The sequence below is a fragment of the Halopseudomonas litoralis genome, assembly GCF_900105005.1.
Classification (GTDB): Bacteria; Pseudomonadota; Gammaproteobacteria; order Pseudomonadales; family Pseudomonadaceae; genus Halopseudomonas; species Halopseudomonas litoralis.
Genome location: NZ_LT629748.1, coordinates 3,250,775 through 3,277,518 on the forward strand (window position 1 = coordinate 3,250,775; position 26,744 = coordinate 3,277,518).

The following is a 26,744-nucleotide window of genomic DNA, read 5'->3' on the forward strand; positions in this document are numbered from 1 at the left end:
ACAATAATGAAAGCAGCTGTCATTACTGAACGCGGCGCAACGCCCGTCATGCAGGAATTCAAGAAACCGACTCCCCAGGAAGGCGCCGTACTTATTCATGTCGATACCGCCGGCCTGGGTGGCTGGGACGTACTCGGGGCCTATCGGTTAGGCGTCGAGTATCCCTGCGTGATTCGCGGCGAAGGGGTAGGCCGCACTGATGATGGAAGACGGGTTTATTTCGGCGAACGCTCAGTGCTTCCGTTTGGCGCTTGGGCGGAGCAAACAGTAGTTCCCGCGGAAGAAGTCTGGGATGTGCCGGACCACATCGATGATCGCACGGCTATTACCATGGGGATCGCGGCCACAGGCGCGCTGGTTCCGCTGGAAGCAGCCAGTATCCAGCCAGGTGAAAACGTTCTGATCCTGGGCGGTACCGGCACGCTCGGCCAGATTGCTTTGCAGTTGGCACGCTACCTTGGGGCTGGCAGGGTCGTCGCAGCAGGCCGAAGCGAGAAGGCTCTGGCCCGGCTGACGGAACGTGGTATCGCCGATGCAACAGTCTGTCTGAAAGGCGACGACACTGACGTTGCGGCGCTGAAAAAGGAAGCTGGCGACGGTTTCGACGTGGTGCTCGACCTGGTATGCGGACAGCCCATGCTCAATGCATTAAAAGCGGCGCGCTGGGGCGCCAGGATCATGACCATCGGGACCGGAGCCGGTCGTCAGGTCAATCTCGATATCGCCGATCTACTGTTCAAAACGCTTTCCTGCATCGGCACTGGCCAACGCCCCCCTGCAGACCGCCGCCAGATTTGGGAACGCCTTCTCACCATCGCAACCGAGCAGAACATTTCCGTGGATTATTCCGAGTTTGCCTTTGATGACTCGCCCCAAGCCTGGACGTCCCAGGTCGACGGTCCACACGCCAAGATCTACGCCAAAGTCAGATAGCTAGGTGCGTAACTGGGACGCATTCGGTTGATGATTCCCCCTGGGAAGGACGAGCTTTTTAAGCAGATCCTTCCTTTTTTATCTGCGTAATCCCCTGGTCTCAAATCTGGGTTGGAGGAAACGTCACCGCCATCCCCTCATGTTCGGCCTGCAAGGTTACACAGCAGCCCAGCCGGCTCTGGGCAAGCCGGGGAGCCGCGACCCCTTCAAGCATGTCGTCTTCCATGCCATCCATTTCCGGCAACCGATCCAGCCACGACTCGTCAATATAAACGTGGCAGGTGGCGCACTGGCACGCCCCTCCACAATCACCCAGGATCCCTTCCAGACCGTGATTGGCCGCAACCTGCATGAGCGTCTGGCCCGCAGCGGCTTCTACAACCTGTTGACGATCATCTGAAAAATTGAAAATTACAGTTGGCATTGGGGCTCTCCGCGCCTGACGGCTTCCGGTAACTGGGTAATTCATGATGCCTTAAGAAATCGCCGATTTGAACATTTTTAAAATATCTGTCTATTTTAATTTGATCAAAATGCCGAGCCAGCCTAAAGTATTTTCAGGCATTTTCCGCAAGGCGAAGGCCGCACATAACACCAAAACAACAATAACGAGGTAAACCCTGATGGTTAATAGCGCTTGGTGGGCTTCGGCTTTATCCGAGGCCGTAAACAATGAAAAGCCCCTGGCAGTTGTCTGCAATGGCGAGGAGCTAGCCCTGTTTCGGGATGGGCAAGGTCAGGCGTTTGCATTGGAAGACCGCTGCCCCCACCGCCGCGTGCCCCTATCCCTTGGCTGCGTTATAGAGAGCGGAATCCAGTGTGGCTACCATGGCTGGACATTTGACGGCGCCAGCGGCGCTTGCACGACGATACCCAACCTGCACGCCAATGAACGAGTGCCTGCCCGATATGCGGCGCGACCCTACCCTGTGGCTGAGCGAAACGGATTTGTTCACGTCTGGTTAGGGGAAGGTGAGCCGAATGAGTCGGTGCCTGCGGCAACTTATCAGCCTGAAGGTTGCGAATATACCGGCGCGGGCACCATCAGTATTCTGCACGAGGAATATCTTGCCGCAATGCTCGATGGGCCCCACTGCCTGATCAGTTTTGACGCGGTAAAGATGACTGACTTCTTTTTGGGCGATCCCCGTCTGCAGGATGACCATCTGGTTCTTGACCGAGGCGCAGTCTGGTCAACCAGGGTGCTGCCGCCGCAGTTCGTTGTCGACTATCCCCTGATCGTCCGTACGTCTGTTCCTGTGCGCGGAGGCGACATTCGCGTTGACCTTCTCACCGAACAGGAAGCGCCGTTGTGCACCGTTTTCATTGCCTCGGGGGCCAACCGACGCGGTACCACCAGTATCTGTTGGCGAGGCTTCCTGCCCCAGAGTGATGTCAGCCACGTACCGCTGCGCTGGAGGGTGGCACGCAAAATGAAACGCCCGCCCTTCCGAGTGCACACTCAGGTTGACGGCAAGCTCCTAGCCGCTCTGCTGGAAGCACCCTCCCGTGATCTGGCAAGGCTACATGACTCGTCACTAATCCCCCTACGTGCCGCCGTCTGAATGCTGCCAGGAGAATTCAAAATGCACACTGTATCCACCAGCGACACCGCCGCAGGGCAGCGCACCAAGCGTCCCTCCGACTGGACTCCGGTCAATTATGATCTGCACGATACTTGGTTTCCGGTCTCGCACAGTCGCGACGTGACTTCAAGACCCATCCGCCGGATCATCCACTCCCAGCCTTATTTTCTCTGGCGTGAAAACGGTATACCTCAAGCGGCAGAGTTTCATCCATCACGGCTGGCAGCCCTGCGCCACTCCAGCAGCGCCTTCACCGGCGGTTCCGGCAGCTATCCTGTCATCGAACGCTACGGCTATATCTGGGCGTGGTATGGCGACCCCGACCACGCGGATATCCAACTATTGCCCCATATCCCCTTCCTGCCCCTGGACGGCAATATTCCGGGCTACACGCAGCGGACCGTCCGGTTCGACGCCTCATCGGCGCTCTCGGTGGAAAACCTCATCGACCTGACCCACGCCGATTTTCTGCATGCCAATACTATCGGCGACGGCATCTCCGAATCCGACGTCGTCGAAGTGGAATGGACGTCCGAAACGGTAACCAGAACCCGTATGGTCACGCAGAAGTCAGTCGCGCCAGTCATGCGCTGGGTGGGCGGGATACGCGCCAGGTATCAGGATTTCCGTGCGGTGCTGCATATTCATCTGCGCAGCAATGTCTGCATCTCCTACCCACGGTTCCGGCCAGGCTACGACATTCCCAATCTGCAGCCGTTTCTGCCGGTAGGCAGGCATCGCTCGCGTTGCGACGTGACCTTCAATACTACCGCTGCACCCTCCCCCTTTCGCTATCTGATGCCGCGAATCAATTACATCATCCAGCCCCAGGACAACTCGGTGGTACGTCCGCAGAATGAGCGTTATCTGGACGCATCAGACAGGCGTGACCTGCATTCTCGCTTCGATGCGCCTGGCACCCGATACCGTTACCAGATGGAACAACTGGCCGAGCGCCAGCGCCGAGGGGACTTCTCCTATGGCGCTGATGCCGAACCGGGACGTGACATTACTGCATTGCTAGGCATGGATGGCTAACCGCTACGTGCCTAAGTAACCTCTTAAACCGACTGAGCGCCATGAAAGGCGCGTTAACCAGGAGAATCGTCCTATGTTTTCACACGTCACTTTGGGTACCAACGACCTATCCAGAGCTCGTATCTTCTACGATTCAGTGCTTGGCGCACTGGGTTATGAAAACCTTGGTAATAAGGAAACAGCATCGCTCTGGGGCGGCGCGGGCCCGCGCTTCGTCGTGCTAAAGCCCGCCGACGGTAACATAGCCAGTGTAAGCAATGGCCTGACAGTAGGCTTTGCAGCAGCGAACCGAGCCGCAGTGGATGAGTTCCACAAGTGTGCGCTGCAAGCAGGAGGCACAGATGCTGGCGCACCCGGATTCAGAGATGTGGGGCCGAATGTGTACGCAGCCTATGTGCGCGACCTTGATGGCCACAAGATAGTAGCCAGCTGCATCAGCGAGCGCTGACTGGCACAGCGCTGGAAGCAAGGCCGCGGGGTAAGCTACTTCAGCGGCCGATCATACTCCATGGAGTCCCCCGGCTCGCCCAGATCCACCCACCTTCGTGAACACTTCCTACCAGGACTCACTGAAATCGAATGGGAATAATGCAACGCATGAAGCTTTCAGGCTTCAGTTAATTCGAGCTTCGCTCCCCTCTCTCCAGGCAACAGTTTGATCGGTATAAATTTTGATGCCGGGGTGAAACTGTCCACGCCGAAACTGTCCAGCGGAACCAGCGGATTTATCTCAGGATAGTAAGCCGCCGCCTGCCCTTCAGGAATATCGTAGGGAAGCAGCGTGAACCCTTTGACTTTCCGTTCAACCCTGTCATCCCACAACGAAACCAGATCAACCTTCTCGCCGGCCTCGAAGCCCAGCCGGTCAATGTCCGCCTGGTTGATGAACAATACTTCGCGCTGCCCGGATACGCCCCTATAGCGGTCGTTCAGGCTGTATATCGTGGTGTTGTACTGATCGTGAGAGCGCAAGCTCTGGACAATCAGATCGTGGCGCTGCCCACTGGCCCGCACCTTCTCGTGAACCAGACTATCCGGCAGGAAGGTAGCTGAAAAACGCGCCTTCTCGGTGCTGGTACGCCACACACGCTGGCTGGCCGAGTTGGGCAAGTGAAAGCCTCCAGGCTGTTTCAGACGGTCTTCAAACTGATCGAAACCGGGCACCGTCCGGGCAATCGCGTCCCGGATCAGCCGATAGTCGTCACGCATCGCCTGCCAGCTCACGGGATGATTGCCCAGCGTGGCCTCGGCGATGCCGGCTATGATCCAGGGTTCCGAGCGCATCTGCTTTGATAGAGGCTCTAGTTGCCCAAACGATGCGTGCACCATGCTGAAGGAATCCTCAACGGTGACGCATTGTGCGCCTGCTGCCTGTTGATCGATATCCGTTCTGCCAAGACACGGTAGAATCAGGGCGTCCCTGCCCACCATCAGATGGCTACGATTGAGCTTGGTGCTGATCTGCACCGTCAGCGCACAGTTCCTCAGCGCCTGATGAGTCAACACGCTGTCGGGCGTGGCTTGCGCAAAGTTACCCCCCAAAGCTACAAACACACGGGCTTCGCCCTTCAGCATGGCGTGGATAGCTTCAACGGTGTTATGGCCATTGCCGCGTGGCGGCTCGAAACTAAAGCTCTCCGCCAACCGGTCGAGGAATTCCTGCGGCGGCCTTTCGTTGATGCCCATGGTGCGGTCACCCTGAACGTTGCTGTGCCCGCGCACAGGGCAGAGGCCAGCGCCCAGGCGACCGACGTTCCCGCGCAATAGCTGCAGGTTTACTATTTCCTGAATAGTCGCCACGCCGTGATGATGTTGGGTGATGCCCATCGCCCAGCAGAAGATGACGTTGGAAGCCTCGCAATAGAGCTTGGCGGCCCTCTCGATCTGACCCAGACTCAGGCCTGATTGCTCAACGATATGCGCCCAATCGGTGGCGTCCAGTACCTCAAGATAGGCGGCAAATCCATCGGTCTGCAGGAGGATGAAGTCATCGTCCAGTACGCCGGAAACCCCGCGGCGTTGCGCATCTCTTTCCCATGCCAAAAGGAATTTTGCCATGCCTCGGAGAATGGCCATATCACCACCCAGCGCCGGTTGAAAGAAATCCGTATGCATCGGTTTCGATCGGTTGGTGAGCATTTCCGACATCTTCTGCGGATGCTGAAATCGCTCCAGCCCGCGCTCCTTCAATGGGTTGAAACACACCACCTTCGCGCCGCGCCTGACGGCATCCCGCAGCGGCTCAAGCATGCGTGGGTGATTAGTGCCAGGATTCTGTCCCAGAACGAATATGGCATCGGCGTGCTCGAAGTCTTCGAAGGTCACCGTGCCCTTGCCCGTTCCCAGACTCCCGTTCAGCGCTACACCGCTCGCCTCATGGCACATGTTCGAGCAATCGGGAAAATTATTGGTACCGTAGGCACGGGCGAACAACTGGTAGAGAAAAGCCGCCTCGTTGCTGGCGCGACCCGACGTATAAAATTCAGCCTGATCCGGAGATTCGAGATGATTGAGGTGGCCGGCAATCACCGCAAACGCAGCATCCCAACTGATCGGAAGATACCGATCGGTCGCTGCGTCGTAGCGCACCGGTTCCGTCAAGCGTCCCTGGTATTCAAGCCAGTAGTCACTTTGCTCACGCAACTGGGTGACGCTGTGCCGGGCGAAAAACGTGGCGTCCACGCGGCGGCTGGTCGCTTCCCAATTGATCGCCTTGGCGCCATTTTCACAGAATTTGACCGCGCCGGAATCTGGTGGATCGCCCCAGGCGCAACCGGGGCAATCAAAGCCTCCGTGTTGATTGGTTCTGAGTAACGCCTTGACGTTCTTGATGGGCTGTTCGCTGTTCAGCCACGCATGGGTAACGCTAAGCAACGCACCCCAGCCAGCTGCCGGGCCATTGTAGATTTTGAACTGCGTTTTGCGGTTATGTAACCAACTCATCCGATTCACCAAGTGCGGGTGCTTGGGTCAGAGTATCGCGAAGAGACTTTAGAAATCCTGCATTCGCCACGCCCCGTTCTTTTTACAGAATACCAATCTTACTACAGAATAATATCCTGCTACAGCGGATAAACATGCCCGACATCAGCTGGAGGTTCCCTCTCGCGCATTTGTCGGCAACAGGAGATAACAATGAAAGCAGCTGTCATTACCGAACGCGGCGCCCTTCCCGTCAAGCAGGACTTTAAGGAACCGGAAGCCCAGGACGGCGCGATACTGATCGATGTTGAGACTGCAGGCCTCGGCGGCTGGGACGTGCTCGGCGCGTATCGATTGGGCGTAGCCTACCCCTGCGTCATCCGGGGCGAGGGCGTCGGTCGCACGGTGGAAAGCGAGTGTACTTCGGCGAACGTTCTGTACTGCCTTTTGGCGCTTGGGCCGAACGCACGCTGGTCCCTGCCGAAGAAGTCTGGGATGTGCCGGACCATATCGATGACCGCACCGCCATCACCATGGGTATCGCCGCAACCGGCGCGTTGATTCCGCTGGAAACCGCAAAGATTCAGCCCGGTGAGACCGTATTGATCCTCGGCGGTACCGGCACGCTCGGGCAGATCGCCTTACAGCTTGCCCGTTATCTGGGAGCAGGCAAGGTCGTTGCCGCAGGCAGAAGCGAAGCGGCTCTGGCACGCTTGAAAGAGCGGGGAATCACCGACGCGACGGTCTGCCTAAAAGGCGACGAAACTGATGTGGCGGCACTCAAGGCCGAAGCCGGAGAAGGTTACGACGTAGTGCTTGATCTGGTATGTGGTCAACCCATGCTAAATGCATTGAAGGCAACGCGGTGGGGAGCACGCATCGTTACCGTCGGCACCGGTGCGGGACGGCAACTCAACCTGGATATAGCTGATCTTTTATTCAGAACGCTTTCATGCATCGGTACCGGTCAGCGCCCTCCGGCGGATCGTCGCAAAATCTGGGAACGCTTACTGGATATCACCACCACGGAGAATATCACTGTGGACTATGCCGAGTTTGACTTCGACGAGACACCAAAAGCTTGGGAATCACAGGTAAATGGCCCACACGCAAAAATCTACGCAAGGGTTAGTGAATCTTGAGCATACACAAGTCGAACGCGACCAATTTACCCCAGTGAATCACACCGGGTTTTATGGAGGCCATTTCGTTTAAGTCAGGCCGCCAATGGTCTGACCGGATTGTTGCTGGTAGAAGTTTGCCTCGGCTTATGCCGGTGGTATATACCCAATCGAACTCAGCAACCGCTGGCGGTTGTACCAGTGAACCCATTTCTAAGTGGCGATTTCCACTGCTTCGCGACTAGGCCAGGACTGCCGATAAATCAGCTCCGCTTTGTATAACCCGTTGATGGTTTCAGCCAAAGCGTTGTCATAGCTATCGCCTTTGCCTCCAGAGGGATCTATGCCTGCCTCAGCGAGACGCTCGGTGTATCGGATGGAGACGTATTGGCTACCCCTGTCGCTATGGTGTATCAGGCCGTCCATGCGGCTCGGCTGTCGAGCGTGCAGCGCTTGCTCCAGGGCATCCAGAACGAAGTCTGTTCGCATGCTGTTGCTCACCCGCCAGCCAACGATTCGCCGGGCAAAGACATCGATCACGAAGGCGACGTAGAGTCAGCCTTGCCACGTTGAAACATAAGTAAAGTCGGACACCCATAGCTGATTGGGTCGATCCGCATGGAACTGGCGTTGGACCCTATCCAGCGGACAAATCGCGTTCTCATTCGGGATGGTGGTGCGGATCACATGACCGTGACGAACGCCCTGCAGGCCCAGCTGACGCATCAGCCGCTGTACCGTGCATCGAGCAATATCAATGCCCTCCCGCTTGAGTTGCTTCCAGACTTTCACGACGCCATAGCACTGCATATTCTCATCCCAGACGCGTTGGATTTCATCGCTCAACAGCTCGTCCTGCTTGGCACGGGCGCTTCGCAGTTCGGGTTGACGGGCTTTGGCGGCATGCAGGTAGTAACCGGACGGAGCGATCTGGGTAACGCGACAGATCGACTCCGTAGCGGTCACGGTACTCGTCAACGAAGGCGTTCAGGGTTTGTTGCGGCGCCGGGGTGCCGGCCAGACTAGCTCCCAGGCGATCGGTCCGGGAGTCGGGGGCGAGGACTATGCATCTGTAATGTTTGCCTTGCCATGAAGTGTCTCGGCTCAATGTACCGTTTTGGTAGAGCGCTCGTCGTAACTGGGTATAGCTTAAAGCCGAACCACCTCAATCAAAATGATCGCTGACCGCCGTACCGGATTGGCCTCCGAAGTTTCACTCTCCCCCCAAACGCCTGATCCCCCCGGGCGTACTTCCCCAATGACGCCGAAAGGCATGAGTCAGCGCACTCTGGCTGGAAAAGCCCACCTGCTCGGCAATGCAGCCGGGGGCCAGGCGGGTTTCCAGTAAAAGATCACGGGCGCGCTCCAGACGAGCCTGCAGTAAATAATGGGCAGGGGTTGTACCTGTGGCCTGTCTGAACAGCTGGTGAAAGTGTCCGGTACTGACACACGCCACCTGTGCCAACTGCTCCACCGTCAAAGGTTCGGCCAGGTGCTGCTGAATATAGTTATCCAGTTGCAGCAGATTCAGACGCTGCGACACCGCAGGCAGACGCGGCGTGTGATCGAAAAGGCGTTGATGCAGACTGGAAATGATGACCTGGGCCATACCCTCTGCCGCCAATGTGGACCCCTGCCACAGGCTTTCTTCCTGATCGATAAAACTCAGCAGCAGGCGCAGGCTGGCGTCGGCCGTGAAATAGCGCGGCCGGTCAAACAGGCGCTCCAGTTCGGCAGAGTCGGGGTTGTAGTGATCCAGCACCACATGGCGATTATCCCCAGTGCCTTCATAGAAGTGCACCTCACCCGCAGGCACCAGACAGCCATGCATGGCATCCACACGCCCGCCGTGGCCGGCGATCTCGAATTCAGCCTGGCCGGACAGGGCAATGACCATCTGATGCCATGGGTGGTCATGGTGCACGCCGCTGGTCGGCAGCGTGCAATGACGGATGATAGCCTGCATACCAGCTCCTTTTCCGCGAGATCGGTAACAATCAACTATAGTGAGGCCAGACGCATTTGGACACAATCAAGGGCATTGGGGCGCCTCATCCTTCTGAACCTCAAACAAAAACTACCGAGTTCTGATCAAGACTTTGCTCGCCGCTTGCGACCACACTGCGGATCAAATCAAAAAACAGAAGGTGCGCCATGCCTTTACCTCACCCGCTGTACGATCAGAATACCCAACATCACAGCACAGCTGACGAGTTGCTGCATCCGGATCTGGAGCAGCAGAACCTGCAGCAACTGGCCCAAAAGGCCAGCCAGTATTACATGGTGGATGAAGACACCCTGATGCCCGAGCTGATCCAGCTGCTCGATCATCAGCCAGCCCACATTAAGCAACTGCACCAGAGCACGGCGGTTCTGGTCCAGCGGGTACGCAGCCAGGGTGATGCCGTCGACAGCCTGGATCAACTACTGCAGCAGTACAGCCTCGACACCCAGGAAGGCGTACTGCTGATGTGTCTGGCCGAAGCGCTGCTGCGCATTCCTGACTCACGTACCGCAGAAGCACTGATTCGCGACAAGCTGTCGGTGGCTGACTGGAAAAGCCATCTGGGGCAGAGCGACTCGCTGCTGGTCAATGCCTCCACCTGGGGGCTGATACTGACCAAGGGGCTGGTGAAGATGGACCCGCGCGACGACCAGCCGGTGCCGGTCCTCAATCGTCTGGTCAGCCGCCTGGGTGAACCGGTGGTGCGTCAGGTCATGTCCCATGCCATGAAGCTGATGGGGCACCAGTTCGTACTCGGACGCAACCTGCCCGAGGCGCTGAACAACGGCAAATCCCTGTTCAAACAGGGCTACACCTATTCCTTCGACATGCTTGGCGAAGCGGCCCGCACCCGTGAGGATGCCCAGCGTTATTTCGCTGCCTATCTGGATGCCATCGAGCGCGTCGGCCAGGCCAATGCCAAGGCCACTGCCGGCGCTGCGGCACCTTCCATTTCGATCAAATTGTCGGCCCTGCACCCGCGTTATGAGCGCAGCCAGCGTGAGCGGGTATTGAAAGAACTCGGCGCCACCTTGGCCCAGCTGGTGACCCGCGCTCGTGAGCTGGATGTGGCGATCACCCTGGACGCCGAAGAGGCGGACCGGCTGGAGCTGTCTCTGGAGCTGCTGGAGCAGGTCTACCGTCAGCAGGCCAAGGGCTGGGGCAAGCTGGGGCTGGTGGTGCAGGCCTATTCCAAGCGCGCCTTGCCGGTACTGCACTGGCTGACCAAACTGGCCGCCGAACAGGGTGACGAGATTCCGGTGCGCCTGGTCAAGGGCGCCTACTGGGATACCGAAATCAAGCTGGCGCAGATTGAAGGGCTGCCCAACTACCCGGTATTTACCCGCAAGGCCAATACCGACATCGCCTATCTGGCCTGTGCCCGCTACCTGCTCGCGGACATCAACCGGGGCCGCCTGTTTCCCCAGTTCGCCACTCATAATGCCCACACTATCATCTGCCTGCTCGCCATGGCCGGTGATCGACCGATCGAGTTTCAGCGGCTGCACGGCATGGGCGAGGCGCTCTACAAACAGGCGCTGCAACTGGCGCCAGCTGGGAGCTACTGCCGCATCTATGCGCCCGTGGGGGCGCACAAGGATCTGCTGCCCTATCTGGTGCGCCGCTTGCTGGAAAATGGGGCCAACTCGTCCTTCGTGCACCAGTTGGTTGATGAAGACGTACCTGTGGCCCAGCTGTGCCGCCACCCGCTGGAAGCCCTGGCCGGCAAGGCAAACTACCGCAATACCGCGATTCCTCTGCCCCACGATCTTTATGGCCCGCAGCGCCCGAATGCCAAGGGGCTTAACCTGATGATCAACAGCCAGCTCGAACCTCTGCTCCAGGCCATGCAACCCTGGAATCAACATCAGTGGCAGGGCGGACCTTTACTGGCTGCTGCCATCAACGCCGCGCCGGGGCCAACTCAGGCGGTCACCAGTCCCTTTGATCGGCAACAGCAGGTGGGGCAGATCCAGTGGACCAGCCCTGAACAGGTGCCCCAGGCGCTGGACGCCGCGGTCTTGGCCTTTCCGCGCTGGAATGCAGTTGCGGTGACCGAACGTGCCGCCTGTCTGCGCCGCTTGGCCGACTTGCTGGAGATGCATTTTGCCGAGCTGATGGCGCTCTGTGCCCGTGAAGCCGGCAAACAGCTCAAAGACGGGATCGCCGAGATCCGTGAGGCGGTGGACTTCTGCCGCTACTATGCCGATCAGGCCGAGCAGAAGATGGGCCAGCCCACTCTGCTGCCCGGCCCTACCGGTGAATCCAATGAGCTCTACCTCACCGGCAAGGGCGTGTTCGTCGCCATCAGCCCGTGGAACTTCCCAGTGGCGATCTTTCTCGGGCAGATATCGGCAGCCGTGGCGGCGGGCAATGCGGTACTGGCCAAACCCGCCGAACAGACCTCACTGGCGGCCCACCGCTGCATCGAGTTGATGCATGAAGCCGGCGTGCCCCGTGATGTATTGCAACTGCTGCCCGGCTCCGGCAAGGAGCTCGGCCCCCTGCTCACCAGTGACCCGCGAGTGGTCGGGGTAGTGTTTACCGGCTCCACCGGCACCGCCCAACAGATCAATCTCGGCCTGGCCCAACGCGAGTCTGGCCCGCTGGCCACGCTGGTGGCCGAAACCGGCGGCCAGAACGCCATGCTGGTCGACTCCACCGCCCTGCCGGAACAGGTGGTGGCGGACGTGCTGGAGTCCTCCTTTGCCAGCGCCGGGCAGCGTTGCTCCGCCCTGCGGGTGCTGTTCCTGCAGGACGATATCGCCGACAAGGTAGAAGAACTGCTGGCCGGCGCCATGCAGGAACTGAAACTGGGTGATCCGCGCGAGCTGGCCACCGATGTCGGCCCGGTGATTGACGCCCAGGCCCGGGGAAAGCTGCAGGCACATGTTGAGCATTACCGTCAGCTAGGCCGGGTTCTGGCCGAAACCAAGGTACCTGCGGCATGGTCACAGGGTGACTTCGTGGCACCTGTGGCTATCCGGCTGGACAGCATAGATGAGCTGACCAGCGAGCATTTTGGCCCGGTGCTGCATATCGTTCGTTACGCCTCGACCGATGTCATGCAGGTGGTCGAGAGCATCAACCGTAGCGGATTTGGTCTGACCTTCGGCATTCAGAGCCGCAATGAAGGTTTTGCTGCCGACATAGATAAACGCATTCGTGTGGGCAATGTGTATATCAATCGTAATATGATTGGTGCTGTTGTGGGCGTTCAGCCCTTTGGTGGCATGGGGCTTTCCGGTACGGGCCCCAAGGCAGGCGGACCGCATTACCTGCTGCGTTTTGTCACTGAGCGAACCCGTACCATCAATACTGCGGCGATAGGTGGCAATGCCAGCCTGCTGGCGCAGGGCGATGACTGAGCAAGGAGCAATTTCAATGCTGGATAACAACAATAACTCCGACCCCGCCTGCGGGGCCTCCCCACAGCAGAGGGCATTCCCATGACCGAACAATCCTTTCAGCTGGTCGCCATCGGCCTGTACTTCCTGACGATGCTGGGCATCGGCTATTACGCCTATCGCCAGACCACCGACCTGGATGACTATATGCTGGCCGGCCGCAAACTCTCTCCGGGTGTCGCGGCACTGTCCGCCGGTGCATCAGACATGTCCGGCTGGCTGTTGATGGGTCTGCCGGGGGCCATTTACGCCTCGGGCCTGGTGGAAGCCTGGATCGCCATCGGCCTGACCATCGGTGCCTATCTCAACTGGCGTTTCGTGGCACCGCGGCTGCGCTCCTACACGGAAGTCTCCAACAACTCGATCACCGTGCCGAGCTTCATGGAGAACCGTTTCAAGGACAAGACCCGTCTGCTGCGTATCGCCTCCGGCGTCATCATTCTGGTGTTCTTCACCTTCTATGTGTCATCAGGGATGGTCGCTGGCGGGGTGTTCTTCGAGGCGTCGTTCAATACCCCGTACCTGTTCGGCATGCTGCTGGTATCCGGGATCACCCTGACCTACACGCTGTTCGGTGGTTTTCTCGGCGCTTCGCTGACCGACGTGGTGCAGGGGTTGTTGATGCTGGCTGCGCTGATCATAGTGCCGGTGCTCACCGTCATCGGCATGGGCGGCCTGGGTGAGACGATCGACGCCATCCACGCTGCGGATGCCGCCCACAACCTGGCCAATCCGGGTGACGAACTGCACCGCACCTCGCTGTTGTTCGGCGGCAGCCTGCTGGCCATCATCTCGGCCGCTTCCTGGGGGCTGGGCTACTTCGGCCAGCCGCACATCATCGTGCGCTTCATGGCCCTGCGTTCTTCGGCGGATGCCAAGGCCGGTCGCCGCATCGGTATCGGCTGGATGATTCTGGTGGCCAGCGGCGCGGTCTTCACCGGCCTGATCGGTGTTGGCTATTTCCACACCAGCAACGAGGTTCTGGATAACCCGGAAACCGTGTTCCTGCTGCTGTCGCAGATTCTGTTCCACCCGCTGGTAGCCGGCTTGGTATTGGCAGCGGTACTGGCGGCGATCATGTCGACGGTTTCTTCACAGCTGATCGTCTGCTCCTCGGCACTGGTTGAAGACCTGTACAAGATCTTCGGCAAGGACCTGACCGCACTGCAACAGGTTCGTCTGGGTCGTCTGGGGGTACTGACGGTCGCGGTGATCGCCGCACTGCTGGCCATTGACCCACGCTCCAACATTCTTGGCCTGGTGGCCTTCGCCTGGGCAGGATTTGGCGCGGCCTTCGGCCCGATCATCCTGCTGTCGCTGTTCTGGCGCAAACTCACCGCAATGGGCGCGCTGGCCGGCATGATCACCGGTGCGGTGGTAGTGGGTATCTGGGGCAACATCGCCAGCCTGCAGGCGCTGATGTACGAGATCGTGCCCGGCTTCCTGGCCTGTACAGTGGTCGCCATTGTTGTTTCCCTGCTGATCAAGACACCTCACGACGAGGAAATTCAGGCAGAGTTCGACACCATGGAATCCCAGCACTAAGCAGGTAACATGTACTACCTATAGCGGCGCCTGCGGGCGCCGCTATCGTTTCCCGACAGACACACCGAACCAGGAGAGCAAGATGAGCACCGACCGCTACCAGAAGGGCATGGACAAACTGAAGGAACTGACAGTTGCCGACGCCAACAGCCCGACCGGGCATATGGAAGTAGGCGAAAGCTTCAAGGATATTGCTCCTGATCTGACCAAACTGGTGGTGGAGTTCGCCTTTGGCGACATCTATGCCCGCCCGGGTCTGGATAACAAACAGAAAGTGCTGACCACCATTTCCGCACTGGTAGCACAGGGTACACCGCAGATTGGCATGCATGTGATTACCGGTCTGAACGTGGGGCTGACGGCGGATGAGATTGCCGGGTGCATCATGCACCTGATTCCCTACGTGGGCTTCCCCCGGGCGCTGAATGCGCTGAAGGTGGCGCAGGAGGTGTTTGCCGAGCAGGGGGTGAGTGTTACACCGCAGGATTGAGGTCGTGGAGGGCCGGGTTCCATCCCGGCCGGTTGGGGTGCGGCGGAAGAGCTGTGTCGAGATGGAACTCGACACTCCATACCTGCCCGGCTCGATGCTTTTCGTTCCCGGGAGGGGGACACCCGTGCTTTCCGCGAGTGGTGCTCCCGGTGGTCAGCCCGGGAACAACAGGGGGTTGAGGCCGCTGCGTCCGAAGCCTTCCTGTTCCATTTCCGCATCCAGTGCCAGCGAGGCCAGGTCGTCGGCGACGACTTCCTGGTGCTTTGCACGGTCGAGGTGGAGGACCTTCAGGTAGCTGTTGCAGTCCCCGCAGCTCTCTGCCTTGAGCGGCGCTTCGCGGGTTTCCAGTGACCAGTATTCCAGCTTCTCGCTCTGCTCGCAGTTGCTGCACTTGATCCGCACCATATGCCAGCGGCTTTCGCACAGGCCGCAATGCAGGTAACGCAATCCGGCCTGGTCGCCACCCAATATCACGCTGGCACTGGGTGCGCTGGCACAGACCGGGCAGAACTGGCGCTGCTCACCCAGCTCGGCGACGGCTTCGAAGGGCAAGCGTGCGGCAAGCTGAATCCAGTACAGCGACAGCGCACTCCACAACAACAGCGCACGGCCACTGCCGACCTCGGCAAAGTTGCCGGCCAGCAGGTAACCGGCCCACTGCTCCAGCTGTGCGGCACTGCTGCCCTGCAGCTCGTCGAGTACCGCCAAGGTCTCGGGGTTGGCCTCGGCGCGCAGCTTGTCGATCAGTAGCCCCAGCGCCTGCTGCCAGTAGGCATCCCGCTGCAGCTTGTTCCAGGCCAGGGGAGCCTGACCGTCGATCAGCTCGATACGGGCGTTGGCCGTATCCGGCAGGGGCAGTTCATCGATGACCTGCTGCTGGGCGGCAACCAGTGCGGCGGTGAACTGCAGGTAGTCGCCCATGACATGCTCTTTGGCCAGGACCCCGAGCCGCTCGGCCCGGGCCTGATAGTGCTGGTTGAGCTGGGGCAGCAGCAGCGGGGCGATGTGTTTCACACCACCGGTAGGCTCCTGCACCGGTACCAGTTTGATACTGCTCATGAGCGTTCCTTTCTGGCGCTGTCACCGGTGACCTGGCGATACCAGCGTGGATGGTGGGTACGCGCCCACTTACGGCTGACGTAGCCGCTGGACATGCTGTCAACCGAGCCCTTGACCCAGAACGCCAGGTAGATATGGCCGATGATCAGCAACATCAGCAGCACACCGGCAAGGGCGTGGACAAACAGACCGATGCGAATCAGTGGAATGGAGAACAGCGGCGCAAACCAGGGCCGCCAGATCACCACGCCGCTGATCAGCAGCACGCTGATCAAGCCCATGATGCCCCAGAACAGCAGCTTCTGGCCGGCGTTGTACTTGCCGGTATCCAGTTCTTCGACATGCTCGCCCTTCGCTACCTTGCCAACGTTGGCGAACCATTTGCCGTCGCCTTTTTCAGGCAGGTTGTGACCAACCAGACGGAAGAACATGTACAGCAGGAACACAAAGATCGCCACACCCAGGAAGGGGTGCAGGATACGCGCCAGCTGGGGGCCGCCCAGCAGGTTGTTCAGCCAGTTCAGTGACGGGAAGAACCACGACAGGCCGGACATGGCGACAAAGAAGAAACAGATCACCATCAGCCAGTGGCAGATACGCACCGTGTAAGGGGTACGTAGAAGGCTAGTGCGCTTATTCATGCCTTGGTCTCCTCGTCATCCGTTTCATCTTCATCCACCGTCTGCGCGCCCACGCCCACATAGTGGAACAGGGTGCCACCGAGGGTCGCGAGGAAGGCGATGGCAGCCACGGGCTTGAGCCAGCCCTTCCAGCCATGAATGGCGCTGCTGATACGCGGGTCGGTAGGCAGCTTGTGATACAGCTCCGGTTTGTCGGCATGCTGCAGTACGTAGACTACGTGCGTACCGCCGACGCCTGCTGGATCATAGATACCGGCACCGGCAAAGCCCCTACCCTTGAGCTCGTCAACCCGCTCCTCACCGTAGTGCAGCATGTCTTCCTTGCTGCCAAAACGGATAGCACCGGTCGGACAGGTCTTGACGCAGGCCGGCTCTTGGCCGACAGCGACACGATCGGAACACAGAGTGCACTTGTAGGCCTTGTTGTCCTGCTTGCTGATGCGCGGCACATCGAAGGGACAACCAGCAATGCAGTAGCCGCAGCCAATGCAGTGTTCAGAAATGAAGTCGACGATGCCATTGGCGTGCTGCACGATGGCCCCCGGCTGCGGGCAGGCGGTGAGACAGCCCGGCTCGGCGCAGTGCATGCAGCCGTCCTTGCGGATCAGCCATTCGAGCTTGCCCGATTCCTCGTTCTCATACTCGTCGAAGCGCATCAGCGTCCAGGTGTCTGCCGACAGGTCCCGGGGGTTGTCGTAGACACCGACGTTCTCGCCGACTTCGTCGCGCAGGTCGTTCCATTCACTGCAGGCCACCTGACAGGCCTTGCAGCCGATACAGGTGGTCACGTCGATCAGCTTGGCGACTTCCATCTTCTTGTCACGCACCTGGGCGGCGGGTGTCAGACCGTTGGTGGCAGAGCGCCGGATGATATCCTGAGATTGCATAGACATGAGTTCGCTCCCTTAAGCCTTTTCCAAGTTGACAAGGAAGGCCTTGTATTCCGGGGTATTGCTGTTTGCATCCCCCACGCCCGGGCTCAGTGTGTTGGCCAGGAAGCCCTTCTTGGTTGCGCCTTCATATCCCCAGTGACAGGGTATGCCGATCTGATGAATTTCCTGCCCGTCCACCTGCAGCGCACGGATGCGCTTGGTCACCACTGCCTTGCCTTTGATGTAGCCGCGCTTGCTGCTGAGCTTGACCGTGTCGCCGTTGACGATGCCTTTCTCCTTCGCCAGCTTTTCGCCGATCTCGACGAACTGCTCGGGCTGGACGATGGCGTTGAGCTTGGCGAACTTGGTCCAGTGGCGGAACAGCTCGGTGATCGAATAGGTCGTCGCTACATAGGGGAAGTCCTCCCGGCTCCCCATGCGCGCCGCGTCGTCAGCCAGCAGACGCATGGTCGGGTTGGTACTGTCCCTGCGATTACGGTGCAGCGGGTTGGACGCCAGCGGCGACTCGACCGGCTCGTAGTGCTCGGGGAAAGGCCCTTCGTTCAGACCGACACCGGCAAACAGCCGTCCGACACCCTCGGGCAACATGATGAACGGTCCGGCGTCGTGGCCTGGCGGCAGGGTCGCGCCGTAGTCCGGCACGTCACTGCCGACCCAGCGGCTGCCGTTCCATTCCATGATCTTGCGTTTCGGATCCCAGGGCTTGCCCTGCGGGTCAGCCGAGGCACGGTTGTACAGGATGCGGCGGTTCTGCGGCCAGGCAAAGGCCCAGCCCGGCGTGCAACCCAGTCCGGTATCGGTGTTGTCCCGGCGGGCCATCATGTTGCCTTCCTCGGTCCAGGAGCCGGTGAACACCCAGCAATAACTGGAGGTCGAGCCGTCGTCGCGCAGCAGGGAGAAGTCGGACAGCAGCTCGCCCTTGCGGGCCAGCAGCTTGCCATCGTCATCATACAGATCCTGCAGGGCGTAGCCGTTGGCGCGCTTGGCGACCTCTTCCGGTTGCGGATCGCGCGGGTTGGCAAAATTCCAGTTCATGTTGAGGATCGGCTCGGGACAGACACCGCCCTCCTCCACGTACAGGTCGCGCACCGCCATGAAGAGATGCCCGAGGATCTTGCCGTCGTGCCAGGCTTCGCCCGGCGGCTCGGCACCAGCGAAGTGCCACTGCAGCCAGCGGCCGGAGTTGACGATGGCGCCGTTCTCTTCGGCAAAGCAGGACGAGGGCAGACGGAAGACTTCGGTCTGGATGCTGGCGGTGTCCACGTCGTTGAACTCGCCGTGGTTCTGCCAGAAGGTCGAGGTCTCGGTGGGCAGCGGATCGATCACCACCATCCACTTGAGCTTCGACATGGCCGCGATGCCCTTGTTCTTGTCCGGCATGGCGGCGATCGGGTTGAAACCCTGGACGATGTAGCCGTTGACCTTACCTTCGCGCATGCGGTCGGTCATGCTGAGCATGTCGTATTCCTGGTCCCACTTGGGTAGCCAGTCGAAACCCCAGCTGTTTTCCGCTGTGGCCTTGTCGCCCCAGAGGTCCTTCATCAGGCTGGTAAAGAAACTCGGGATGTTCTTGTAGTAGTTGACCTGTTCTTCCTGCAGGGCCACCGGCGTGGTCTGCTCCAGGTAGGTCTTGAGGTCGGTCTGCTGGTCGGTCGGCAGGTTCATGTAGCCCGGCAGGCGGATCGACAGCAGCCCCAGGTCGGTATACCCCTGGATGTTGGAGTGACCGCGCAGGGCGTTGATGCCGCCACCGGCCATGCCGATGTTGCCCAGCAGCAGCTGAATCATGGCCGCGCCACGGATCATCTGCGCGCCGCTGGTGTGCTGGGTCCAGCCCAGCGCATAGAGGAAGGTCGCGGTCTTGTCCCGGGCGCTGGTCTCGCCGAGAATCCGGCAGATTTCAAGGAAGTCTTCCTTGGGCGTACCGCAGATGCTGGTGACCATCTCAGGTGTGTAGCGGCTGACGTGCTGCTTGAGCAGATTCAGCACGCAGCGCGGGTGCTGCAGCGTCAGGTCGCGTTTGGCATGGCCATTCTCGTCCAGCTCGTAGCCCCAGCTGGTACGGTCGTACTTTTTCACCGACTCGTCGTAGCCGCTGAAGATGCCCTCGTCGAAACGGAAGTCCTCGCTGATGATCAGGCTGGCGTTGGTGTAATGCCTGACGTATTCATGCTGGATCTTGTCGTTGAGCAGCAGGTAATTGACTACGCCCATGAGGAAGGCGACGTCGGAGCCGGCACGGATCGGCGAATACATGTCGGCCACTGCGGCACTGCGGTTGAAGCGCGGGTCAACCACGATCAGCTTGGCGCCGTTGCGCACCTTGGCCTCGATCGCCCACTTGAAGCCGACCGGGTGCGCCTCGGCGGGGTTGCCGCCCATGACCAGCACCACGTTGGCGTTCTTGATGTCGACCCAGTTGTTGGTCATGGCTCCGCGGCCGAAGCTTGGTGCCAGCGCCGATACCGTCGGGCCGTGGCACAGGCGTGCCTGGCAGTCCATGCCCAGCAGACCCAGCGCACGACTGAAATAGAAGTCGAGCATGCCGGTCTCGTTGGACGCCGCCGAGGAGGCCAGCATGCCGGTGGTCAACAGACGGTTGACCGTGGTGCCCTGCTCGTTCTTTTCGATGAAGTTGGCGTCGCGGTCATCCTTGATCAGGCGGGCAATGCGCTTGATCGCCTTGTCCCAGCTGATGCGCTCCCACTTGTCGGAACCCGGCGCGCGGTACTCGGGGTACTGCAGACGGTGTTCACTGTGGATATAGTCGATCAGGCCGGCGCCCTTGGGGCACAGCGAGCCACGGCTGACCGGGTGGTCCGGGTCGCCCTCGATGTGGAAGATCCGCTCCTTGGCGTTCTTCGCACCGTCCCCCAGGCTGTACATCAATACACCGCAACCGACCGAGCAGTAGGTACAGTTGTTACGGGTTTCCTTGGCGCGCAGCAGCTTGTATTGCCGGGGCTGCGCGGCCTGGGCGACACTGGGAGCAAAGCCCAGCGTTGCGGCACTGGCCGTGGCAGCGCCTGCGGCACATAGCTTGAAGAACTGTCTTCTGCCGAGTTCCATGTCATTTCCTCATCAGGCGCAATCTGCGCTCATATTTTCTGCTCCAGCTTCGTCGTGGCTGGATGCGGTAATCGGGTGCGCTAAGGCTGTTCGCGCGCGGCTTCAGGGCTCGGACTGTAGACCCGGGGCGCGTCGCGGTGCGGTGCATGAATCAGGTTCAGGTGGTGCCGACGGGCCCAGTCCACGGTCAGACTGGTCGGCGCTGAAAGGCTGATCAGGGTTCCGATACCCACGCGCACGGCCTTGTGCAGCAATTCCAGGCCACAGCGGCTGGTTACCACGGCAAAGCCGTCGCGCATATCGTGGTCCGAGCGCAACAGGGCGCCGATCAGCTTGTCCAGGGCGTTATGACGACCGATATCTTCCCGGCATACCAGCATGTTGCCCTGTCGATCGACAAAGGCGGCGGCGTGCAACCCGCCACTGTGCCGGGCCAGCTGTTGCGCTGCACCCATGCGTTGACGCAGGTCCTGCAAGTGCGCAATATCCGGGAGTCTGGACGGTACCAGCGGTGTGAGGGGTGGCAGGGCTTGCTCCAGCGCCTCTACCCCGCACAGGCCGCAACCACTGGTACCCGCCATCTGCCGGCGGTGCTGTTTGAGGTTCCAGAAGGCGCGACTGCTGATCTCGACATCCGCATGCCAGCTGTCGCCCTGCACCTGTTGCAGCTGCAGGTCATACAGCTCATCGATGTGCTGGATAATGCCGTTGGCGAAGCTGAAGCCCACCACGAAATCGTCAAGGTCGAGCGGGGAGACCATCATCACGGCCTGGTTCAGACCATTGAAGCTGATGGCCAGAGCCGTCTCGGTAGCCAGCGCAGCCTGCTGGGGAAGCTCGGTCGAGCTCAGTTCCGCATAGCTGTAGCGACTCGCTGCCGCATCCGGCAGTGCGCTGTCGCTGTCCGATACGCCAATCGGTTGAGGCATGACCGAGCTACCCCGCCGTGTGACCTTTTGTCTCATTTTCATATTCTAAGCGCAGCGCGGGTAAATAGCCATTGACCCTGGCAAGTCGGGCCGGGCTATCCTGATGCTCAGGCGAAGCGGGGCTCTTACTGGGGTATACTCTTGCTCCTGTCAATCACGCCTGACGGCCTGCGACTAAGGTCTAATCTTTTCACGGCAAAAACTGTCTCACTCGGGAGTCACTATGCGTAGAACCCTGCTTGCCGCCCTGCTCCTCTGCTGGGGGCCGCCGGGCCATGCCGATGACCTTACCGTCTCCGCTGCCGCCAGCCTGACCAATGCATTCAGGGAGATCACCGGGGCGTTCGAACAGGCCCACCCCGAGCACCAGGTCCAGCTCAACTTTGCCGGTTCGGGTGTTCTGCTGCAGCAGATCGTCCGGGGTGCGCCAGTGGATATCTTTGCCAGCGCCGATCAGGTCAGCATGGATCAGGCCGAACAGCAGAAGCTGGTAGATGCAGACAGTCGCCGTGACTTCGTCAGTAACGAACTGGTGCTGATCACTCCGGCCGGCGGCACTCCTGTCCGGAATTTAAAAGACCTGCTCGGGCCCGAGTACCAACGTATTGCCGTCAGCAACCCGGATAGCGTGCCGGTGGGCCGTTACAGCCGCGACGCCCTGGCCGGCCTGGATCTGTGGCAGCCGTTGCACGACAAACTCATCCGCACCCAGAACGTACGCCAGACGCTGGACTACGTGGCCCGCAACGAGGTGGACGCCGGTTTCGTCTACGCCACCGACGCGGCGCTGATGCCCGACCGGGTCAGCGTGCAACTGCAGGTGCCTGCTCCGACCGCCATCTTCTACCCCGTAGCCGTCACTGCCACCGGCGCGAACAAACCGGTCAGTGCTCTGTTTCTGGACTTCCTGTTCTCTGAACCCAGCCAGGCCGTGCTCACGCGCTACGGCTTCGGCCCGGCGAACTGAGCGTGATGGATAACGTCTGGGTTCCGCTGCTGCTGTCACTCAAGGTGGCCGGCTGGGCAACTGCCATCAATCTGGTGCTGGGCATTGCCACCGGTTTTTTCCTGGCCCGCACGCGCTTTCGCGGCCGCGACCTGCTCGACAGCCTGCTGACCCTGCCCATGGTCATGCCGCCGACGGTGCTGGGTTATTACCTGCTGGTGCTGACCGGCCGCAACAGCGCCTTCGGTGGCTGGCTGTACGACACCTTCGGTATCAACCTGATCTTCACATGGCAGGGCGCGGTGCTGGCGAGCTGCGTGGTGGCCTTTCCGCTGGTGTTCAAGCCGGCGCGGGCCGCGTTCGAGGAGGTCAACCCACAACTGGAACAGGCAGGCCGGGTGCTGGGGCTCAACGAGCTGGCGGTGTTCTTCCGCATCACCCTGCCGCTGGCCTGGCGCGGCATTCTGGCCGGGCTGCTGCTGGCCTTTGCCCGCGCCCTGGGCGAATTCGGTGCCACGCTGATGATTGCCGGCAGCATTCCCGGGCAGACCCAGACCCTGTCGATTGCCGTGTACGAAGCGGTGCAGGCCGGCCAGGACCATACCGCCAACCTGCTGGTGGCGATCACCTCGCTGGTGTGCATCAGCGTTCTGCTCAGCGCTGGCTGGCTGTCCCGCGGGCATGACCGGAGACGTCAGGCATGATCGAACTGCAGCTGGACAAGACCCTGACCTCGCCCAGACGCCGCTTCAACCTGGCGCTGTCATTCAAAACCGATGCCCGCAGGCTGCTGGTTTACGGTCCTTCCGGCTCGGGCAAGACACTGCTGTTGCAGCTGATGGCCGGCCTGCAGACCCCGGATGCAGGCCTGATCAACGTTGCCGGACGCACGCTGTTTGATGCCAGCCGCGGCATCAATCTTCCGGCCCGCGAGCGGCAGATGGGATTCGTGTTCCAGGACTATGCGCTGTTCCCGCATCTGAATGCCCGGCAGAACATCGCCTTCGGCCTGCGCCGCGGCGTGCTCAATCCCCGGCGCACTGCCAGCGCACCCCAGGTAGAGCAGTGGCTTGAACGTTTTTCACTGCACGACATCCAGCATCTGTACCCGCACCAGTTATCCGGCGGGCAGCGTCAGCGCACCGCCCTGGCCCGCGCGCTGATCACCCAGCCGCGGGCATTGCTGCTGGATGAGCCCTTCAGCGCACTGGACCCGGCGCTGCGTCAGCACATGCGCCAGCAGCTGGCAACGCTGCAATCCCAGCTGGACATCCCGATGATCATCATCAGCCATGACCCGCAGGATCTGGTGTTCTTTGATGCGGCGGTGCTGCATATCGAAGCGGGGCGCCAGGCCGGCGCCCCGCCTCAGCCGAGGAGTTCGGAGAAGGGATAGAAGTTCAGCAGGTCGCCCGGCTGGCAGGTGGTATTTTCCGGTATTTCCAGCAGGCCATCCGCCCAGGCGGCGCTGCTGAGAATGCCCGAGCACTGGTTGTCATACTGCTGCGCCCGCCCGTTGCGCCAGCCCACGCGCATGAACTCCCGGCGGCTGCCGGGTTCGGGCACGGCAAAATCCACCGGCACCGGGAAGCCCTTGGGTGCAACCTCCGGCAGGCCCATGCAACGCAGGATGTAGGGACGCGACAGCAGCGCGAAGGTCACCAGGGTGGACACCGGGTTGCCCGGCAGGCCCATGAAAGGGATGCCCTGGTAGCTGCCGAACGTCATTGGCTTGCCCGGTTTGAGCGCCAGTTTCCAGAAACCGACCTCGCCTTCCTCGCGCAGCAGCTGGCCCAGATAATCCGCTTCGCCGACCGAGACCCCGCCGGAGCTGAGTAACAGGTCGACATTGTCCAGGCTCGACAGTCGCGAGCGGATTTCCTGCAGGTTGTCCGGCAGACAGCCCAGATCCAGCACCTCGCAGCCCAGCCGCTGCAGCCATTGCTGCAACAGGACGCGGTTGCTGTTGTAGATCTGTCCCGGCTGCAACGGTTGCCCGGGCTGCACCAGCTCGTCTCCAGTGGACAACACCGCGACGCGCAACCGGCGGTACACGTCCAGTTTCGTGAGCCCCAGCGAGGCGGCCATGGCCAGCTCGATCGGACCCAGACGCGCCCCGGCGGCCAGCTTTTCCTGTCCCGGCAACGCCTCTTCACCGGCCGGGCGCACGAAGCGGCCGGCGCGTACCGCCTGGGTGAAGACCGCCTGGCCATCGTCCTGCACCTCGACGTTTTCCTGCATCTCCACCGCATCTGCACCCTCGGGCAGCGGCGCGCCAGTGAAGATGCGGGCACAGGTACCCGGCTGCAACGCCGGCGGCATCTGCCCGGCAAACACCTTCTGGCTGACCGGCAGCGGCTGGCCCGGTTGTACCTCGGCACTGCGCACGGCGTAGCCATCCATGGCACTGTTGGGCCAGGGCGGCAAGGTATGCTGGGCAATGATCGGCCGGGCCAGAATGCGCCCGGCTGCGGCATGCGTGCCGACCGTTTCGACGTCGCTCACTTGCCGCTGATCAGCCTGATCCAGCAGCAACCTCAGGGCCTGATCCAGCGGCATCAGAGCCATATCAGCCCCGGGTCTCGCAGGCGGCTGCCGGGGTCAGGTGAGGAACCATGTTGCAGGGGCCCTGACGCGAGTCCATCTGCTTCTGCAGAATGCCTTCCCAGGCGGTACGGCAGGCGCCGGTGGAGCCGGGCACGCTGCACACCAGGGTGCCATTGGCCAGGCCGGCAAAGGCCCGGGACTGGATGGTGGAGGTGCCGATCTCCTCATAGGAAATCTGCCGGAACAGCTCGCCGAAGCCGTCGATGCGGCGGTCCAGCAGGCATTCGATAGCCTCGGGGGTGCTGTCACGGTCGGTGAAACCGGTGCCGCCGGTGGTCAGCACCACCTGCACACTGTCATCGGCAATCCACTGGGCAACCTGGGCGCGTACCTGGTAGCGGTTGTCCTGCAGGATCTGGCGGGCAACCACCTTGTGGCCCTCTTTTTCCAGCTGATCGACCAGATACTGGCCCGAGGTGTCGGTTTCCAGGGTGCGGGTATCGCTGACGGTCAGTACGGCAACATTCAGAGGAACGAAGACCTTGTTCGTATGGCTCATTGATTATTCCTTGATAAAAAAATGCGGTTAACCGCCGCTGGCGTTCATGAAGCGCACAATCTGTACATCACCGTCGGCGCTGAATTCATGACGTTCGGGCTTGTATTTGAGTGCTGTTCTGACCGCATCCAGCAGCGGCTGGTCATCCAGCGGATGACGGCGCAACAGCGAGCGCATATCCAGGTCATGCTCGTTGCCCAGACACAACAGCAGCTTGCCTTCGGCGGTCAGCCGCACCCGGTTGCAGGTGCTGCAGAAGTTGTTGCTGTGCGGAGAAATGAAGCCAATACGAGTCTGCGGATGATCCTGCAGATGCACGTAGCGCGCCGGCCCGCCGCTGTCGTCACTGCTCGGCATCAGGCGGTACTGCTGAGCCAGCAGATCGCGCACCTGGGTGCTGCTGAACAGCGAGCGGGCACGGTCGCGGCCGACGTGCCCCAGCGGCATTTCCTCGATGAAGGTGAGATCCAGCCCACGGCTGACGGCAAAGTCGGCCAGTCGGAGTACCTCGTCTTCGTTGCGGCCCTTGATGACCACACTGTTGATCTTGACCGATTCGAAGCCCGCCTCGCGCGCGGCCTCGATCCCGTCCAGCACCTGCTGCAGATCACCGACCCGGGTCATCTCGCGGAAGCGTTCAGGATCCAGGGTATCCAGGCTGATGTTCAGCCGTTTCACCCCGGCTTCGGCCAGGGGCCTGGCGTAGCGCGGCAGCTGCGAGCCGTTGGTGGTCATGACCAGCTCACGCAGCCCCGGCAGGGCGCTGATGCGTTCGCACAGCCCGACGACACCCTTGCGCACCAGCGGCTCGCCACCGGTCAGGCGGATCTTGGTGACGCCGTTGGCGACAAACAACTGGGCACTGCGCAGGATCTCCTCCAGCGTCAGCACCTGTTCGCGCGGCAGGAAGGTCATGTCTTCGGACATGCAGTAGATACAACGAAAATCGCAGCGATCCGTCACTGACATACGCACGTAATCAATCGTGCGACCAAAGCCATCGACCCAGTTAGAGGCCATATACCTGACTCCCCTGTGCACGCGTACTGCAGCA

General features: G+C 60.6%; 21 protein-coding genes and 3 pseudogenes. 12 read left to right on the forward strand and 12 right to left on the reverse strand.

All coding sequences use genetic code 11. From position 1 onward, the window contains the following. Positions 1 to 6: 6 nt before the first annotated feature. Complete coding sequence (locus BLU11_RS15520) at positions 7 to 933, forward strand: quinone oxidoreductase family protein (RefSeq protein WP_090274928.1); 927 nt, start codon at positions 7 to 9, stop codon at positions 931 to 933. Between the two features lie 100 nt (positions 934 to 1,033). Here BLU11_RS15520 and BLU11_RS19825 read toward each other — a convergent pair whose 3' ends face one another. Further along, positions 1,034 to 1,402: a 2Fe-2S iron-sulfur cluster-binding protein gene (locus tag BLU11_RS19825; protein WP_407920214.1), complete on the reverse strand. Its 369-nt coding sequence runs from the start codon at positions 1,400 to 1,402 to the stop codon at positions 1,034 to 1,036. 154 nt (positions 1,403 to 1,556) lie between these two features. On the opposite strand from BLU11_RS19825, the pseudogene BLU11_RS19610 reads away from it, so the two are divergent. The 4 genes and pseudogenes from BLU11_RS19610 to BLU11_RS15540 all read left to right on the forward strand — a co-directional run. Beyond that, positions 1,557 to 1,808, forward strand: a pseudogene (locus BLU11_RS19610) (Rieske 2Fe-2S domain-containing protein); the annotation flags it as partial. A gap of 114 nt (positions 1,809 to 1,922) precedes the next feature. After that, positions 1,923 to 2,498 carry a hypothetical protein gene (locus tag BLU11_RS19615; protein ID WP_231702352.1) on the forward strand — a complete coding sequence of 192 codons (576 nt, stop codon included), beginning with the start codon at positions 1,923 to 1,925 and terminating at the stop codon, positions 2,496 to 2,498. Positions 2,499 to 2,519: 21 nt separating this feature from the next. After that, positions 2,520 to 3,557: an aromatic ring-hydroxylating dioxygenase subunit alpha gene (locus BLU11_RS15535; protein ID WP_090274934.1), complete on the forward strand. Its 1,038-nt coding sequence runs from the start codon at positions 2,520 to 2,522 to the stop codon at positions 3,555 to 3,557. A 73-nt stretch (positions 3,558 to 3,630) separates the two neighbouring features. Further along, on the forward strand, positions 3,631 to 4,005 hold the full coding sequence (locus tag BLU11_RS15540) for a VOC family protein (RefSeq protein WP_090274936.1): 375 nt from the start codon (positions 3,631 to 3,633) through the stop codon (positions 4,003 to 4,005). Between the two features lie 158 nt (positions 4,006 to 4,163). On the opposite strand, the gene BLU11_RS15545 is transcribed toward BLU11_RS15540, so the two are convergent. After that, positions 4,164 to 6,500, reverse strand: a complete 2,337-nt coding sequence (locus tag BLU11_RS15545; RefSeq protein WP_090274938.1) for an FdhF/YdeP family oxidoreductase — start codon at positions 6,498 to 6,500, stop codon at positions 4,164 to 4,166. A gap of 192 nt (positions 6,501 to 6,692) precedes the next feature. Here BLU11_RS15545 and BLU11_RS15550 point away from each other — a divergent pair. Continuing rightward, positions 6,693 to 7,621, forward strand: a pseudogene (locus BLU11_RS15550) (quinone oxidoreductase family protein). Between the two features lie 126 nt (positions 7,622 to 7,747). Here BLU11_RS15550 and BLU11_RS15555 read toward each other — a convergent pair. After that, positions 7,748 to 8,615 (reverse strand): annotated as a pseudogene (locus BLU11_RS15555) (IS3 family transposase); the annotation flags it as partial. Positions 8,616 to 8,813: 198 nt separating this feature from the next. Next, positions 8,814 to 9,566, reverse strand: a complete 753-nt coding sequence (locus BLU11_RS15560; protein ID WP_090274941.1) for an AraC family transcriptional regulator — start codon at positions 9,564 to 9,566, stop codon at positions 8,814 to 8,816. A gap of 188 nt (positions 9,567 to 9,754) precedes the next feature. Here BLU11_RS15560 and putA point away from each other — a divergent pair, with 188 nt between their 5' ends. The 3 genes from putA to BLU11_RS15575 all read left to right on the forward strand — a co-directional run bounded on the left by putA (position 9,755) and on the right by BLU11_RS15575 (position 15,047). Further along, positions 9,755 to 12,973 (forward strand): bifunctional proline dehydrogenase/L-glutamate gamma-semialdehyde dehydrogenase PutA, encoded by a 3,219-nt coding sequence (gene putA, locus BLU11_RS15565; RefSeq protein WP_090274943.1) that lies wholly within the window; start codon positions 9,755 to 9,757, stop codon positions 12,971 to 12,973. Positions 12,974 to 13,054: 81 nt separating this feature from the next. Next, entirely contained in the window at positions 13,055 to 14,557 is a 1,503-nt protein-coding gene (gene putP, locus BLU11_RS15570) for a sodium/proline symporter PutP (protein ID WP_090274945.1), read from the forward strand. A gap of 82 nt (positions 14,558 to 14,639) precedes the next feature. Then, entirely contained in the window at positions 14,640 to 15,047 is a 408-nt protein-coding gene (locus BLU11_RS15575) for a carboxymuconolactone decarboxylase family protein (protein WP_090274948.1), read from the forward strand. A 153-nt stretch (positions 15,048 to 15,200) separates the two neighbouring features. Here BLU11_RS15575 and fdhE read toward each other — a convergent pair whose 3' ends face one another. The 5 genes from fdhE to fdhD form a co-directional block, all read right to left on the reverse strand. Beyond that, positions 15,201 to 16,106: a formate dehydrogenase accessory protein FdhE gene (gene fdhE / locus BLU11_RS15580; RefSeq protein ID WP_090274949.1), complete on the reverse strand. Its 906-nt coding sequence runs from the start codon at positions 16,104 to 16,106 to the stop codon at positions 15,201 to 15,203. Beyond that, positions 16,103 to 16,747: a formate dehydrogenase subunit gamma gene (locus tag BLU11_RS15585; RefSeq protein ID WP_090274951.1), complete on the reverse strand. Its 645-nt coding sequence runs from the start codon at positions 16,745 to 16,747 to the stop codon at positions 16,103 to 16,105. The genes fdhE and BLU11_RS15585 overlap by 4 nt, the downstream gene beginning before the upstream one ends. Next, on the reverse strand, positions 16,744 to 17,640 hold the full coding sequence (fdxH, locus tag BLU11_RS15590) for a formate dehydrogenase subunit beta (protein ID WP_090274954.1): 897 nt from the start codon (positions 17,638 to 17,640) through the stop codon (positions 16,744 to 16,746). Before fdxH ends, BLU11_RS15585 begins: the two co-directional genes overlap by 4 nt. 12 nt (positions 17,641 to 17,652) lie before the next feature. Next, complete coding sequence (gene fdnG, locus BLU11_RS15595; RefSeq protein ID WP_090274956.1) at positions 17,653 to 20,709, reverse strand: formate dehydrogenase-N subunit alpha; 3,057 nt, start codon at positions 20,707 to 20,709, stop codon at positions 17,653 to 17,655. Positions 20,710 to 20,789: 80 nt separating this feature from the next. Next, positions 20,790 to 21,638, reverse strand: a complete 849-nt coding sequence (gene fdhD / locus BLU11_RS15600) for a formate dehydrogenase accessory sulfurtransferase FdhD (RefSeq protein WP_090274958.1) — start codon at positions 21,636 to 21,638, stop codon at positions 20,790 to 20,792. Positions 21,639 to 21,861: 223 nt separating this feature from the next. Here fdhD and modA point away from each other — a divergent pair, with 223 nt between their 5' ends. Genes modA through BLU11_RS15615 form a run of 3 tightly spaced genes read left to right on the forward strand, consistent with a single transcriptional unit; the run spans position 21,862 to position 23,980 of the window. Beyond that, positions 21,862 to 22,605: a molybdate ABC transporter substrate-binding protein gene (gene modA, locus BLU11_RS15605; RefSeq protein ID WP_090274959.1), complete on the forward strand. Its 744-nt coding sequence runs from the start codon at positions 21,862 to 21,864 to the stop codon at positions 22,603 to 22,605. A gap of 5 nt (positions 22,606 to 22,610) precedes the next feature. Continuing rightward, positions 22,611 to 23,288, forward strand: a complete 678-nt coding sequence (modB, locus tag BLU11_RS15610) for a molybdate ABC transporter permease subunit (protein WP_090274961.1) — start codon at positions 22,611 to 22,613, stop codon at positions 23,286 to 23,288. Next, on the forward strand, positions 23,285 to 23,980 hold the full coding sequence (locus BLU11_RS15615) for a sulfate/molybdate ABC transporter ATP-binding protein (RefSeq protein WP_090274963.1): 696 nt from the start codon (positions 23,285 to 23,287) through the stop codon (positions 23,978 to 23,980). The genes modB and BLU11_RS15615 overlap by 4 nt, the downstream gene beginning before the upstream one ends. Here BLU11_RS15615 and BLU11_RS15620 read toward each other — a convergent pair. Genes BLU11_RS15620 through moaA form a run of 3 tightly spaced genes read right to left on the reverse strand, consistent with a single transcriptional unit; the run spans position 23,953 to position 26,710 of the window. After that, the gene (locus BLU11_RS15620; protein ID WP_231702220.1) at positions 23,953 to 25,152 is read right to left on the reverse strand and encodes a molybdopterin molybdotransferase MoeA; all 1,200 of its coding nucleotides are present in this window, start codon (positions 25,150 to 25,152) and stop codon (positions 23,953 to 23,955) included. The two genes, BLU11_RS15615 and BLU11_RS15620, sit on opposite strands and share 28 nt — an antisense overlap. Before the next feature lies 1 nt (position 25,153). Beyond that, positions 25,154 to 25,690: a molybdenum cofactor biosynthesis protein B gene (moaB, locus tag BLU11_RS15625; RefSeq protein ID WP_090274965.1), complete on the reverse strand. Its 537-nt coding sequence runs from the start codon at positions 25,688 to 25,690 to the stop codon at positions 25,154 to 25,156. A gap of 27 nt (positions 25,691 to 25,717) precedes the next feature. Continuing rightward, positions 25,718 to 26,710: a GTP 3',8-cyclase MoaA gene (gene moaA / locus BLU11_RS15630; RefSeq protein WP_090274967.1), complete on the reverse strand. Its 993-nt coding sequence runs from the start codon at positions 26,708 to 26,710 to the stop codon at positions 25,718 to 25,720. Positions 26,711 to 26,744: the final 34 nt, after the last annotated feature.

Bases quoted from the DNA above. Each gene is read 5' to 3' on its own strand.
- BLU11_RS15620 (WP_231702220.1), bottom strand. From the start codon at position 25,152: ATGGCTCTGATGCCGCTGGATCAGGCCCTGAGGTTGCTGCTGGATCAG.
- fdhE (WP_090274949.1), bottom strand. From the start codon at position 16,106: ATGAGCAGTATCAAACTGGTACCGGTGCAGGAGCCTACCGGTGGTGTG.
- fdxH (WP_090274954.1), bottom strand. From the start codon at position 17,640: ATGTCTATGCAATCTCAGGATATCATCCGGCGCTCTGCCACCAACGGT.
- BLU11_RS15545 (WP_090274938.1), bottom strand. From the start codon at position 6,500: ATGAGTTGGTTACATAACCGCAAAACGCAGTTCAAAATCTACAATGGC.
- BLU11_RS15535 (WP_090274934.1), top strand. From the start codon at position 2,520: ATGCACACTGTATCCACCAGCGACACCGCCGCAGGGCAGCGCACCAAG.
- putA (WP_090274943.1), top strand. From the start codon at position 9,755: ATGCCTTTACCTCACCCGCTGTACGATCAGAATACCCAACATCACAGC.
- BLU11_RS15615 (WP_090274963.1), top strand. From the start codon at position 23,285: ATGATCGAACTGCAGCTGGACAAGACCCTGACCTCGCCCAGACGCCGC.
- fdnG (WP_090274956.1), bottom strand. From the start codon at position 20,709: ATGGAACTCGGCAGAAGACAGTTCTTCAAGCTATGTGCCGCAGGCGCT.
- BLU11_RS15540 (WP_090274936.1), top strand. From the start codon at position 3,631: ATGTTTTCACACGTCACTTTGGGTACCAACGACCTATCCAGAGCTCGT.
- BLU11_RS15520 (WP_090274928.1), top strand. From the start codon at position 7: ATGAAAGCAGCTGTCATTACTGAACGCGGCGCAACGCCCGTCATGCAG.
- modA (WP_090274959.1), top strand. From the start codon at position 21,862: ATGCGTAGAACCCTGCTTGCCGCCCTGCTCCTCTGCTGGGGGCCGCCG.
- moaB (WP_090274965.1), bottom strand. From the start codon at position 25,690: ATGAGCCATACGAACAAGGTCTTCGTTCCTCTGAATGTTGCCGTACTG.
- BLU11_RS15560 (WP_090274941.1), bottom strand. From the start codon at position 9,566: ATGCAGGCTATCATCCGTCATTGCACGCTGCCGACCAGCGGCGTGCAC.
- BLU11_RS15575 (WP_090274948.1), top strand. From the start codon at position 14,640: ATGAGCACCGACCGCTACCAGAAGGGCATGGACAAACTGAAGGAACTG.
- fdhD (WP_090274958.1), bottom strand. From the start codon at position 21,638: ATGCCTCAACCGATTGGCGTATCGGACAGCGACAGCGCACTGCCGGAT.
- BLU11_RS15585 (WP_090274951.1), bottom strand. From the start codon at position 16,747: ATGAATAAGCGCACTAGCCTTCTACGTACCCCTTACACGGTGCGTATC.
- BLU11_RS19825 (WP_407920214.1), bottom strand. From the start codon at position 1,402: ATGAATTACCCAGTTACCGGAAGCCGTCAGGCGCGGAGAGCCCCAATG.
- moaA (WP_090274967.1), bottom strand. From the start codon at position 26,710: ATGGCCTCTAACTGGGTCGATGGCTTTGGTCGCACGATTGATTACGTG.
- modB (WP_090274961.1), top strand. From the start codon at position 22,611: ATGGATAACGTCTGGGTTCCGCTGCTGCTGTCACTCAAGGTGGCCGGC.
- putP (WP_090274945.1), top strand. From the start codon at position 13,055: ATGACCGAACAATCCTTTCAGCTGGTCGCCATCGGCCTGTACTTCCTG.